The organism is Solemya elarraichensis gill symbiont (assembly GCF_002021095.1).
In the GTDB taxonomy this organism is placed as follows: domain Bacteria; phylum Pseudomonadota; class Gammaproteobacteria; order Chromatiales; family Chromatiaceae.
Genome location: NZ_MPRK01000029.1, coordinates 1 through 12,211, shown reverse-complemented (window position 1 = coordinate 12,211; position 12,211 = coordinate 1). Strand labels below are relative to the sequence as shown.

General features: G+C 52.1%; 10 protein-coding genes. 9 read left to right on the top strand and 1 reads right to left on the bottom strand.

From position 1 onward, the window contains the following. The first annotated feature begins 260 nt into the window (after nucleotides 1–260). Nucleotides 261–2,036: an N-acetylglutaminylglutamine amidotransferase gene (locus BOW51_RS02800; RefSeq protein ID WP_078476338.1), complete on the top strand. Its 1,776-nt coding sequence runs from the start codon at nucleotides 261–263 to the stop codon at nucleotides 2,034–2,036. A 101-nt stretch (nucleotides 2,037–2,137) separates the two neighbouring features. Then, complete coding sequence (gene grxD / locus BOW51_RS02795) at nucleotides 2,138–2,476, top strand: Grx4 family monothiol glutaredoxin (protein WP_078476337.1); 339 nt, start codon at nucleotides 2,138–2,140, stop codon at nucleotides 2,474–2,476. A gap of 18 nt (nucleotides 2,477–2,494) precedes the next feature. On the opposite strand, the gene cysG is transcribed toward grxD, so the two are convergent. Further along, entirely contained in the window at nucleotides 2,495–3,907 is a 1,413-nt protein-coding gene (gene cysG, locus BOW51_RS02790; protein ID WP_078476336.1) for a siroheme synthase CysG, read from the bottom strand. Between the two features lie 95 nt (nucleotides 3,908–4,002). On the opposite strand from cysG, the gene BOW51_RS02785 reads away from it, so the two are divergent. The 7 genes from BOW51_RS02785 (at nucleotide 4,003) to BOW51_RS02755 (ending at nucleotide 11,765) form a co-directional block, all read left to right on the top strand. Continuing rightward, nucleotides 4,003–4,332 carry a rhodanese-like domain-containing protein gene (locus BOW51_RS02785; RefSeq protein WP_306341478.1) on the top strand — a complete coding sequence of 110 codons (330 nt, stop codon included), beginning with the start codon at nucleotides 4,003–4,005 and terminating at the stop codon, nucleotides 4,330–4,332. A 145-nt stretch (nucleotides 4,333–4,477) separates the two neighbouring features. Beyond that, nucleotides 4,478–4,708 (top strand): sulfurtransferase TusA family protein, encoded by a 231-nt coding sequence (locus BOW51_RS02780; RefSeq protein ID WP_078476335.1) that lies wholly within the window; start codon nucleotides 4,478–4,480, stop codon nucleotides 4,706–4,708. 37 nt (nucleotides 4,709–4,745) lie between these two features. Beyond that, nucleotides 4,746–5,255 carry a sulfur carrier protein DsrE2 gene (gene dsrE2, locus BOW51_RS02775; protein ID WP_078476334.1) on the top strand — a complete coding sequence of 170 codons (510 nt, stop codon included), beginning with the start codon at nucleotides 4,746–4,748 and terminating at the stop codon, nucleotides 5,253–5,255. A gap of 135 nt (nucleotides 5,256–5,390) precedes the next feature. Further along, a complete protein-coding gene (locus BOW51_RS02770) occupies nucleotides 5,391–5,774 on the top strand; it encodes a DUF6394 family protein (protein ID WP_078476333.1) in 384 nt (127 codons plus the stop codon). A 19-nt stretch (nucleotides 5,775–5,793) separates the two neighbouring features. Continuing rightward, on the top strand, nucleotides 5,794–7,512 hold the full coding sequence (locus BOW51_RS02765) for a potassium channel family protein (protein ID WP_078476332.1): 1,719 nt from the start codon (nucleotides 5,794–5,796) through the stop codon (nucleotides 7,510–7,512). 284 nt (nucleotides 7,513–7,796) lie between these two features. After that, entirely contained in the window at nucleotides 7,797–9,092 is a 1,296-nt protein-coding gene (locus BOW51_RS02760) for an ammonium transporter (RefSeq protein WP_078476331.1), read from the top strand. Between the two features lie 438 nt (nucleotides 9,093–9,530). Continuing rightward, entirely contained in the window at nucleotides 9,531–11,765 is a 2,235-nt protein-coding gene (locus tag BOW51_RS02755) for an NADP-dependent isocitrate dehydrogenase (protein WP_078476330.1), read from the top strand. Nucleotides 11,766–12,211: the final 446 nt, after the last annotated feature.

The following is a 12,211-nucleotide window of genomic DNA, read 5'->3' as shown; positions in this document are numbered from 1 at the left end:
AGGAGGTGCGGTTGTACCCACGGCGGTAGAAGAGCCGGTTGGCTGTCTGGATGATCTTCTGTTTTGTGCGTTCGCTTTTTTTAATCACACTGCTACTCGTTGTGGAAAGAAGCTTGCAATGATCAGCTGTTAGCCGATGCCGTCATGCCAGTATAGGTGATGGCAGTTATCTATATCAAACCAGGCGGCAAACCTGGAGGTTTGCAGTCTGTCTGGAATGGTATGATGGCAAGGGTCTAAATCAGCCTGGTCGAGGTCATATGTGCGGTATCTGTGGTGAGTTGCGTTTTGATGGTCAAGCAGTCGAGGAGCAACGCCTCGCTGACATGCTGTCGCGTCTTGAGCGTCGCGGGCCGGATGATGCCGGAACATTCAGAAAAGGAGCGCTCGCATTCGGACACCGACGGCTCTCGGTAATTGATCTTACCGACCGCTCGCATCAGCCAATGGTCGATGAGACGCTCGGCCTTGCTATCGTTTTCAATGGCGCGATCTATAATTACCGTGAGTTGCGTACCCAGCTCCAGGGCATGGGCTACAGCTTCTTTTCAGGTGGTGATACCGAGGTCATCATCAAGGCATATCATGCCTGGGGCGAGGAGTGCGTGGAACGTTTTCACGGCATGTTTGCCTTTGTGATTCACGACTCGCGTGATCAAAGCCTGTTTGCTGTACGCGACCGTTTTGGCATCAAACCGTTTTACTATTCGCATGATCAGCGGCGCTTCCGCTTTGCCTCCAACACGCAGGCACTTTTGGCTGCCGGTGATGTTGATACCTCGCTGGATGCAGAGGCGCTCCATTTCCAGTTCACCCTGCATGCAGTGGTGCCTGCACCACGTACCGTCATCAGTGGAATCCGCAAGCTTGAGCCTGGACACCAAATGCGTATTACTGCCGCTGGTGAAATCAGCACGGCACGGTACTGGCATCTCGATGCAACCCGGCTGCCACAGGACCTCAGTGATGACGAGTGGGTCGAGGCGATTCACGCTGCGCTGAGAACAGCCGTGCAGAGGCGTAACGATGTCGCTGATGTGCCGGTCGGAGTATTGCTTTCCGGCGGTCTTGATTCAAGCCTTCTGGTCGCCTTGCTGGCGGAACTCGGTATGGAGGATATTCGCACTTTCTCTGTCGGATTCGAGGGCCAGCCGGAAGAGAAGGGCAGCGAATTTGAATATTCTGACCAGGTGGTGGATCGTTACCAGCCGCGACACCACAAGTTCCTTATTCCCAACGAGGAAGTGCTTAAACGCCTGCCGGAAGCAGTCGACAACATGGCAGAACCCATGTTTGGGCAGGATGCAGTGGCTTTCTACCTGCTGGCCGAACAGGTTTCGCAACAGATCAAGGTGGTGCAGTCAGGGCAGGGTGCTGACGAAGTATTCGGCGGTTATTTCTGGTATTCCCGTATGCTTGCCGAGAGCGAGGGTTCGCGGCTCGATCGTTTTCGAAAGCACTATTTTGACCGCGATAATCCTGAGTATCTGCGCATGATGAATTCTCCATGGCATACCGGCGATATCACTGGTGACTATGTTGCCGAGGCTCTGAATGCTGCGGATGCGGACACTTTTCTTGACCAGGTGCTGCGCCTCGATGTGACCACCCTGATTATCGATGACCCGGTCAAGCGTGTCGATAACATGACCATGGCGTGGGGGCTTGAGGCACGCGTACCTTTCCTTGACCACGAACTGGTCGAACTGGCCGCGCGCTGTCCGCCCGAGACGCGTCTCAAGGAGGATGGGAAATACCTGCTCAAGCGCATTGCCAGGGGAATCGTGCCTGATTCGGTTATCGACAGGCCAAAGGGCTATTTTCCGATGCCTGCACTTAAGTACGTGCGTGGTGAGTTTCTCGAATTCATGCGAGATATTCTCGATTCACAGCGTTGCCGTGAACGCGGTTTGTTCAGTCGTGACTATATCGATATGCTGCTGGCGGCGCCGGAGATGCACCACACCCGCATACAGGGCAGTAAGTTGTGGCACCTGGCAGTTTTTGAATACTGGCTGCAACGCCAGGGTCTTTAGTTGTCTCTGGATATATCCGAGGTTCCTTGGGGTTGAATTTGTCGATGTCAGGCACGATAGTAGAATAGAATCGATTAACAAAGTTTTTACAGGAAAACCGAATGGACGTTTTGGACAGAATCAAAGAGCAGGTCGAGTCAAACCCGATCATTATCTATATGAAGGGCACGCCACAGTTCCCACAGTGTGGTTTCTCGTCTCGTGCGGCAGCCGCACTGCAGGATTGCGGTGTCAAGTTTGCCTACGTCAATATATTGGCCGATCCTGAAGTGTTCGAAAACCTGCCGCGCTTTGCCGACTGGCCGACATTTCCGCAGATCTATATTGACGGAGAGCTGATTGGTGGCTGTGACATCACCCTCGAAATGCACGAGAGTGGTGACCTGCAGAAGATGGTAGAAGAGGCCGGTAAGAAGTGGCCTGCAGAAGAGGACGCCTGATTCCAGGCATCCTTCCCACTATGAAGTTGCACCCTGCTCAGATGATTCCGGTGTCTTGTACCAGGAGAGCTTGTCGTGCAACTCAACAACTTCCCCGACGATAATCAGCGTCGGCGGTTTTGGCTGTTCACGCTCAACGATTGATTCGATTGTCTCCAGCGTACCGGTGAGGACACGCTGCATGTGCGTGGTACCTTGCTGGATCAGGGCGGCTGGTGTATCAGCTGATCGGCCATGGCTCTGTAGTTCACGCGTGATCACAGGCAATCCCTTGAGGCCCATGTAGAACACAACGGTCTGGTGTGGCTGTGCCAGCTGCTGCCAGTTGAGATTCATACTGTTGTCCTTGAGATGCCCGGTGACAAATGTGACCGACTGCGCATAATCCCTGTGTGTCAGCGGAATGCCTGAATAGGAAGCACAACCTGATGCCGCAGTAATGCCTGGAATAACCTGGAAGGGGATTCCCTCTTCGGCAAGCGTATCGATCTCCTCACCACCACGGCCAAAGATAAAGGGGTCACCGCCCTTGAGGCGTACCACGCGCTTGCCTTCTTTTGCCAGTCTTGCCAGCAATTTGTTGATCTCCTCCTGGCGCATGGCATGGTTATCACGCTCCTTGCCAACATAAATGCGCTCGGCATCACGGCGTGTCATATCGAGTATCGGCTTGGCGACCAGTCGGTCATAGACAACGACATCTGCCTGCTGCATGCAGCGGAGGGCGCGGAAAGTGAGCAGGTCAGGGTCACCAGGACCACCACCGACGAGATAGACCTCGCCCATGCCCGGATTCGGATTGGCTTCGTCCAGCGCTTTTTGCATGGCGACATCAGCTTCTTCCATGTGACCTGAAAATACGCGCTCGGCAACACCGCCCTGCAGGATGGCGTCCCAGAAGCGACGACGATCTTTCGGATCTGAAAAGAGCTGTTTGACGGTGTCGCGATAGCGACCGCAGAGTTCAGCAAGACGGCCATAGCCCGCGGGAATCAGAGACTCGAGGCGTGTGCGAATCAGGCGTGCCAGTACCGGGGAGGCTCCGCCGGTTGAAACAGCTGCAATGACAGGTGAGCGGTCGATAATGGACGGCATAATAAAGTTGCCGTTTTCCGGCTTGTCGATCACATTGACCGGAATGCCCTGTTGCTGTGCACGTTGCGCGATTTCTGCATTGGTTGATTCGTCATCCGTAGCAGCGATAACGATGGTTGCATTGTCGAGATCGGTATCCATATATTCACGCGCATGGTGCACGATCTTGCCGTTGTCGGCGAGCTTCTGGTTGGATGCCGAAAGTTGGGGCGCAATGACTGTTACCTTGCCGCCTGCTCGCAGCAGCGAGGCAATCTTGCGCGTGGCGACATCACCACCGCCAATGACGATGCAGCGTTTCTCCTTGATGGAGAGGAAAATTGGTAAAAAATCCATACAGAATCCCGTGAGAGATGAGTCAGGTTTGCCTGATAAATATCAGTAAAGTATAATATACCGCTTTCTCGATTAATAGAGTTGCTCTTACTCGTATGATGACGATAGAAGAGATAGATGCGGATGAGCTCAAACGCCGTATGGATGCCGAAGATAATTTCGTGCTCTACGATATCCGCAGCGAGGCAGAGGTCGCACAGGGAATTTTGCCCAATTCGGAGTTTCTGCCGATGCACCTGATCCCGCTGAAGATGCAGGATTTTCCCGATGACAAGGAGATTATTCTCTACTGTCGCAGTGGTGCGCGCTCATACCACGCATGTGCCTACCTGATGCAGCAGGGGATCTCAAACGTGATCAACCTGCGTGGCGGCATCATCAGTTGGGCGCACAGCGGCTACGAAATTACTTCGCGTGTTGCATAAAAAAAGTGTGCAAACACCCGTCAACAATGAATTATTTTCAAAACACGCTGCAGCGCAACATAAAAATTGACTTGCGTTCTTCGGTGTTTTTGAATATAAGAACATACTACGATTCAACGACAACGCCCTGACCTGGAGGTTTCCAATGGCTGATTTTGATGAAGAACTCGACGCAAGCGGACTGAACTGCCCACTGCCAATCCTGCGTGCAAAGAAAGCACTGACCGGAATGGAAGCAGGCAAAGTACTGCACATCATTGCGACCGACCCGGGTTCAGTAAAAGATTTCGAAGCTTTCGCAAAGCAGACTGGTAACGAGCTGATGGAATCAAGTGAAGAAGGCGGTAAATTTCACTTCCTGATGAAGAAGTCTTAATTTATACAATTAAACTTTACGACGGAGGAGTAGAAAAGTGGAACAGAAAAAATTAGCAATTATCGCAACCAAGGGTACGCTTGACTGGGCATATCCTCCGTTCATTCTTGCATCAACTGCTGCAGCACTCGGCTATGAAGTCCAGATTTTTGCAACATTTTACGGTTTGCAGCTGCTGAAGAAAGATGTCAGCGGTCTCAAGGTCAGCCCACTGGGCAACCCTGGCATGCCAATGAAGATGCCTTTCGGACCCCAGTGGTTCAAGAACATTAACTGGAACATCCCGAACATCATCCAGGCTAACGTCCCTGGTTATGAGTCGCTGGCAACCGTGCTGATGAAACAGACGATCGCTAATAATGGTGTAGCTACAATCGCAGAACTGCGTGAGCTAAGCCAGGAAGCTGAAGTCAAGTTCATCGCCTGTCAGATGACAGTTGAACTGTTTGGTTTTGATCAATCTGATTTCATCGACGGAATCGATTATGCCGGCGCTGCCGCATTCTTCGAATTTGCCGGTGAAAGTGATATCTGCCTGTATATTTAATTCATCCCCCTATATACATGCTCTTCGGACGCCACCCCACAAGGGTGGCGTTTTTTTGTGTGTAGATTGCAGCAACGTGTGATCAAGCGCTATGATAAGCAAAATAATCCATAACAATAGAAATGGGAGCACCCGATGAATTCTGAAAAAGTAATTTTCAGCTTCTTTATCGTCCTGTCGCTGACGCTGAACTTTGGTTTTATCCTCGGCGACATGGAGAACCCGGCCCACCATCCTGTTTACGAACTGTTCGCAGTAATCGTGGTTAACCTGATTGCGACCATTCTCAAGTTCGGTGACAGAACCCAGATGGGAGCCGTATTGCTTTCAACCAGCCTTGTTGCCGTGCTGCAGTTGATTGTTGCCGCAGTCATCTGGACCGTGGTTGTTCACGGCATGAATCAGCCACTCACCAGCGGAGTCATGGTTAGCATCGTTTCGCTCTCGGCGGGCGCTTTCCTTGCCAATATCATCTCGGTTGTCCTGCTGCTGATAGAAACAGTCATCATGCGCCGCTAACAGGCTATAAGCATTTATCATGGATAGTATCGTCTATCTCGTCTTCAGGAACATGCGTCAGCCACTGCTGACGCTGCTGATGGTGTATACCGTCGCTGTGCTGGGCATGGTGCTGATTCCGGGGCAGGATGCCAGTGGAAATCCATGGCACATGGATTTCTTTCACGCCTTCTATTTTGTCAGTTTCATGGCAACGACCATCGGTTTTGGCGAGATTCCCCACGAGTTTACTGACGCGCAGCGCATGTGGGTTTTGATCTCTCTCTACGCGACAGTAATTGCCTGGATCTATGCACTTGGTACCCTGCTGGCCCTGGTCAAGGCAGACTCTTTTCAGATGGCGCTGACAACCAACCGTTTCAGCCGTCGAGTGAGGAAAATCTCAGAACCCTTTTATCTACTCGCCGGCTATGGTGCCGTGGGCAGTGAATTGTGTCGCGATCTGACCGACCGCCACCAGCACGTTGTGGTTGTGGATAAGGACCCTGAGACGATTTCGGCGCTTACTTTACACAATCTGCGTGCGGATGTGCCGGCTTTCATCGGCAATGCTGCAGAACCTGACACGCTTGTGCGAGCGGGGCTCAAGCACCCAATGTGCTCCGGTGTGGTTGGCCTGACCAGCAGTAACCTGGTTAATCTCAAGATTGCCTTGGCCAGCAAGTTGCTGAATCCGACCAAGCAGGTGATCTGTCGCGCAGACTCGGCCACCATTGAGGCCAATATGGAGTCCTTTGGAACGGATTATGTTGTCGATCCATTCGAAACCTTCTCGACGCATCTATCAATGGCATTGCAGGCCCCCGGTCTTTACCTGTTGCGCCAGTGGCTCAGCAGTCTGTCGCATGCGCCCCTGACAGAGCCCGTCTACCCACCAAAGCACGGCAAGTGGATTCTCTGCGGATTCGGCCGTTTCGGCAAGGCAGTATACGAGATTCTTGTTGACGAGGGGATCGAGGTTACCGTGATCGAGGCAACGCCGGAGAAGACGGGCAGTCCGCATACAGATACGGTAACTGGTCGTGGCACTGAGGCGGAAACCCTCGGACAGGCTGATATTGAGAATTCTGTTGGTATTATCGCCGGAACTGACAATGACGTAGATAACCTCTCGATTATCATGACGGCGAAAGAGATCAATAGTGACCTGTTTGTCATCTTGCGCCAGAACAAGCGCTCAAACCAGTCGATAGTCGATGCAATCAATGCAGATATCGTAATGCACCCAAGCCACATTATTGCCAGCAGGATTCGCATGCTTCTGGTTACGCCAATGTTGCACCACTTCATGGATCTGGCACGCAAGGAGGATGACAACTGGGCGTGTGAACTTGTCAGTCGCATGATCGCCATCAGTAGTGACAGGGTGCCGGATGTATGGGAACTGAGCGTCGACTGTAACGAGGCAGAGGCGGTCTGCAAGGCGATCGAGTCTGGTACGCCTGTGACGGTCGGCGATCTCGCCAGCAGTCCATCTGAACGTGAAGAGCAACTGCCCATGATTGCCCTGCTGATCGAAAGTGAAGGCGAGTTCATTTTGCTTCCTGACGCAGACAGGGAACTGAAAACATGGGACCGGATCCTGTGGGCCAGTAGCCCGGCTGTTCGCAACCGTATTGACTGGACATTGCAGAACCCTGTCGTGCTCGAATATATCCTCACCGGGGAGGTCCAGCCACGCAGTCCGGTACTGCGTTTTTTCAACGGCAAGAAAAAAATCCCTGCTGGATTGAACTAAACTCAAAGTTCACTTGTCATATTAGTAACTGGCGAGTTCGGCTCTGGGTGGCTCCACCGAATAATTGCCAGTTGTGACTCCCCTTTGACTCAGTTCGCCAGTGTGCCGGTTACTCGGTACACTGGTTTTTTCTTTTGCGCACAATAAATGTGCGTCCTTATGACAAATACACCAATATGGTGCGATATATCCATCTTATACGGCCTATCCCCCTGATTCATTGGCTGGCATGTTTATTGCTAATAATGCCCTCCAACAGCTATTTAATTATTAGGGAGTGATTCATGATATCCAACAAACGCATCTGGGGCCTGCTACTTACCCTGGGTTTTTCGGGAGCAGCAGCCGCTGACACCATTAACAGTGCCAATACGTCCTGGATTCTGACATCGACAGCCCTGGTTTTATTTATGACCCTGCCCGGGCTTGCACTCTTTTATGGCGGCCTGGTACGCACCAAAAACGTGCTTTCTGTACTCATGCAGTGTTTCTCGATTGCAGGCATCTCCTCGATTCTGTGGCTGATCATTGGCTACAGCCTGGCATTCGGTGAGGGTGGGGTGTACATCGGTGATTTCAGCAAGGTGATGATGATGGGGATCGACCGTGAGACACTCGCGGGCGATATTCCTGAAGCCTTGTTCATGCTCTTCCAGATGACTTTTGCGATTATTACCCCCGCGCTGATCATCGGTGCCTATGCCGAGCGCATGAAGTTTTCTGCGATGCTCATATTCAGCGCCCTGTGGCTGCTGTGTGTCTATGTGCCGGTGACCCACTGGGTGTGGGGCGGCGGCTGGCTCTCCCAGATGGGTTTTTACGATTTTGCCGGTGGCACCGTGGTGCATATCACTGCAGGTGTCGCAGCACTGGTTTCAGCTATTGTTCTGGGACCGCGCAAGGGATTCGGAACCACTGCAATGCCTCCGCATAACATGACCATGACTGTTACGGGTGCAGGCATGCTATGGGTCGGCTGGTTCGGATTCAATGGTGGTAGTGCACTGGCATCAGACGGCAGTGCAGCGATGGCGATGCTGGTGACTCATATTGCTGCTGCTACTGGCGCCTTAACCTGGGGTTTGATCGAATGGATCAAGCATGGTCGCCCGAGTGCACTGGGTGCTGTAACAGGTATGGTAGCTGGTCTCGGCACAATTACTCCGGCATCGGGTTTTGTTGGTCCAGGCGGCGCCCTGATAATTGGTTTGTTTGCTGGTGGTGTCTGTTATTCAGCAACAATCACTCTCAAGCAAGTTCTGAAAATTGACGACTCTCTTGACGTGTTCCCTGTTCACGGCGTTGGCGGCATGCTCGGTACATTCATGGTTGGTATTTTTTCTGCCACCAGTCTTGGCGCCTTCAGTGGTTATGGCTTTGCCGAGGGAATCACCACCATGGGTGGGCAGCTCCTGGTTCAGTCGACCGGTATCATTGTCACGATTATCTTTACCGCGGTGGTTACATGGGTGTTGCTGAAGCTGACAGGTATACTCACATCCGGTCTGCGGGTCATTCAAGAAGAGGAAATCCAGGGACTCGATATCGTTTCACACGAGGAACGCGGATACGATATTTGATCCTTTAGTATTTTGATCTCACCCCGGGCTTGTCCCGGGGTTTATCTATATTAAAGTACAGTGCCCGGAACGGATTCCGGGTATCTACCTGTTCCGTCCGGAATGACGGGGTATGCGTCAGAGGATGTGCTCGCCAAGGTCAATTCAATCAATTATAAGAAAAACTTTTGGCCCCTATAAATATATTGCGATGCACAAGTCTGCGTGTTAACCTTGCGCCGATGACCTGATGTGTCGCGCGCAAACGACTGAAAAGCGCCTGATAGCTGCCGGAGAGCACCACAAGAGTGACCATTCCGGAAAGGGCTTCTGCGATGCAGACTCTCGGGTTTTCATACTAGGATAACCGAGCTTCAACAGGCCACCCCACTACAGCAGGGCAGATGCTCCTGCCAGCTGCCGTCTGTTGAAGGAACCATCGATTCAAGCGGCGGAACCATGACAACACAGAAAGCAAATATCATCTATACGCTGACAGACGAGGCCCCGCTGCTGGCGACTTGCTCTCTGCTACCGATCATCAGAACATTTACATCAGGCGCGGATATAGAGATTGTTAAAAATGACATCTCTGTTTCAGCACGTATTCTTGCGGAATCCCCGGAATTCCTGACAGAAGAGCAGAGGCTGCCGGATAACCTTGCTGCACTAGGCAATCTGACTGGGGATCCGGATGCGAACATCGTCAAGTTACCGAATATCAGTGCCTCGGTACCCCAGCTGCACACAGCCATCAAAGAGTTGCAGGCCAGGGGCTTCGCAATACCTGACTACCCTGAAGAGCCAAGCAGTGATGAGCAGCGCGCAATTCGGGAGCGCTATTCGAAAGTTCTCGGCAGTGCCGTCAACCCGGTTCTGCGAGAAGGCAATTCGGATCGGCGTGCACCCTTGGCGGTGAAGCGTTATGCACGCAATCATCCGCATGAAATGACGAAGTGGAGCCCTGCATCGCGAACCCATGTTGCTCACATGCGCGACGGTGATTTTTATCACAGCGAAAAATGTATGACCATGGATAAGGCGCGTGACGTTCGCATGGAACTGGTTACCCTCTCAGGAAAAACCGTTGTGCTGAAGGAGAAGGTGTCGCTGTTAGAGGGCGAGATTATCGACAGCATGTTCATGAGCAAAAAAGCGCTGTGTGACTTTTTCGAGGAACAGCTCGAGGATGCACAGGAAACCGGCGTGATGTTCTCGCTTCACGTCAAGGCGACCATGATGAAAGTATCGCACCCGATTGTTTTCGGTCATGCCGTCAGGGTTTTCTACAAGGAGCTGTTCGAAAAGTATGGCGACCTGTTCGATAAGCTTGGCGTTAATCCCAACAACGGCATCAGCAGTGTTTACGAAAAAATCGAGACGCTGCCGAACTCATTTCGTGAAGAGATACTGGATGATCTTCACGCCAGCTACCAGCATCGTCCCGAATTGGCGATGGTTGACTCAGCCAGGGGGATATCAAACCTGCACGCACCCAATGATGTGATTGTCGATGCATCAATGCCGGCGATGATCCGCAACGGCGGCAAGATGTGGGGGGCGGATGGCAAACTCAAGGATACCAAGGCAGTGATGCCGGAAAGTACCTATGCGCGCATCTACCAGGAGATGATCAACTTCTGCAAAACCAATGGTGCCTTCGATCCGGCAACAATGGGTAGTGTGCCGAACGTTGGCCTGATGGCGCAAAAGGCCGAAGAGTACGGTTCGCATGACAAGACATTCGAGCTGGAGGAAGAGGGCGTTGCACGTATTGTCGATCATGATGGCACTGTCCTGATTGAACAGGAAGTCGAGCAAGGAGATATCTGGCGCATGTGCCAGACCAAGGATGCCCCGGTACGTGATTGGGTCAAACTTGCAGTCGAGCGTGCGCGTGAATCTGAAACGCCTGCTGTCTTCTGGCTGGATGAGTACAGACCGCACGATGCCGAACTGATTAAGAAGGTCGAGCGTTATCTTGAGGATCATGATTTGAGCGGTGCCGATATTCACCTGATGTCGCCACTGCGTGCGATGCGCTTCTCGCTTGAACGCATCATTCGCGGCAAGGACACCATCTCGGTGACCGGAAATATCCTGCGTGACTATCTCACCGACCTGTTTCCGATTATGGAACTGGGAACCAGTGCCAAGATGCTTTCAATTGTTCCTCTGATGTCAGGCGGCAGCCTGTTTGAGACCGGTGCCGGCGGCACGGCCCCGTGCTTGTACGTCAGTTACTCGAAGAGTAACCATCTCAGCTGGGACTCACTGGGCGAATACCTGGCGCTTGCTGTATCGTTAGAGGATATCTATAAGAAAACCGGCAACACCAAGGCCAATATCCTTGCGCGCACACTGGACGATGCAACCAGCAGGCTGCTTGAGAATGACAAGGCGCCGCATCGGCGTACCGGCGAACTGGATACCAGGGGCAGCCATTTCTACCTGGCGCTCTACTGGGGAGACGCACTTGCAGCGCAGGAAGAGGATGCCGAATTGAGGGCCCAGTTCGAACCGTTGGCAGAATACCTGGCACAGAATGAAGAGCAGATCATCGTTCATATGGAATCGATCCAGGGTGTTGAGGTCGATATTGGCGGCTATTTCATGGCTGATTCCGAAAAGACCCGCTCGGTTATGCGCCCGAGTGAGGTATTCAACGATGCATTGCGGGCTGCTCGTACCTGAAAAATAGACGTAAGTCGCTGAAATAAAGCAGTTGGTGCATTGCAATAATTTTATTGCGACGCACAAAATTGCGTGTTAATCTTACCCAATACCTGAATTTACATGCTTGGTATTGCCGCACTTGACACGTCAATCAACCTGTTAACGCGGTTACATGGCACTGTAGGAGTGGCAAAAGCACTCCACCCGGTGCCAGGCTACGCAGAGCGATACAAACAGAATCCTGCGATTGCGTTGGACAGTTAACCTTCAGATCCATCGCCGGTTATTTTGCACCCTGGTGCAGATGACACCATTGACTGATTCAACTAACTTAATTTTGGAGACTGCTATGAACAGACAGGAACAGGCCGCAGCGCTGGAGAAAGATTGGGCGGAAAATCCGCGTTGGAAAAATGTAAAGCGTGGTTACACTGCTGAAGACGTTGTACGTCTGCGTGGTTCAC